Raw genomic sequence first — 726 nt, 5'->3', positions numbered from 1 at the left:
TGTGGCAATGGCAAAAATTTTGGTAAATAATCATGAAAATTAGCTACAGTTTCTGTTAATGTTCCTTTTGCTTGTTCACCTAAATAATACTTCTGTGCGTACATACCAATTAAAATAATAAGCTCTACGTTTTTTAACTCATCAAACAACGGTTTGTGCCATTTGGGTGCACATTCGGGTCTTGGTGGTAAATCGCCCGTTTTTCCTTTTCCTGGATAGCAAAACCCCATAGGTATTATGGCAAATTTAGCCTCATCATAAAACGTTTTATTATTTACACCCAGCCATTTTCGAAGTTGCTTACCACTAGCATCATCCCAAGGTATACCTGAGGCATGTACCTTAGTTCCTGGTGCTTGCCCAATGATTACAATTTTAGATTTTTTATGTGCAGAAACTACAGGTCTTGGACCTAATAACAAATGTGCTTTACAAATAGTACATTGGGCTATTTCTTGAAGAAGCTGCTGCATTTTTTGTTTTTTAATTCTAATCATTTAGAATATAATGGAAGAAGCATTTTTTCTTTTTAATAAGTGTCTTCTTCCTCAATATTTAAATGACAGATTATTTCTTCTTTAAAGCTGGTTTTTCAAAATTTAAACCTTCAAAACCAGTGCTCATAAAGTTTCTAATATTTTGGTGGCCTGTACCATTAACATCTTTTAAAACATCATTAAAATAGTATTGACCAAAACAAGCTAAGGTTTCTTCTTTAGTTAGGGT

General features: G+C 33.2%; 2 protein-coding genes. Both read right to left on the bottom strand.

Going from position 1 to position 726, the window contains the following annotated elements:
* On the bottom strand, nucleotides 1–473 hold a 473-nt coding region (locus FUA24_RS07910; protein ID WP_148541212.1), incomplete at its 3' end, for a uracil-DNA glycosylase family protein.
* A gap of 94 nt (nucleotides 474–567) precedes the next feature.
* Nucleotides 568–726 (bottom strand): HopJ type III effector protein (locus tag FUA24_RS07905; RefSeq protein ID WP_148541210.1); only part of this gene is annotated, 159 nt, incomplete at its 5' end.

The sequence above is a fragment of the Seonamhaeicola marinus genome (assembly GCF_008085455.1).
Note: the sequence above shows the minus strand (reverse complement) of the source record. Positions and strands in the feature narration are given on the sequence as shown.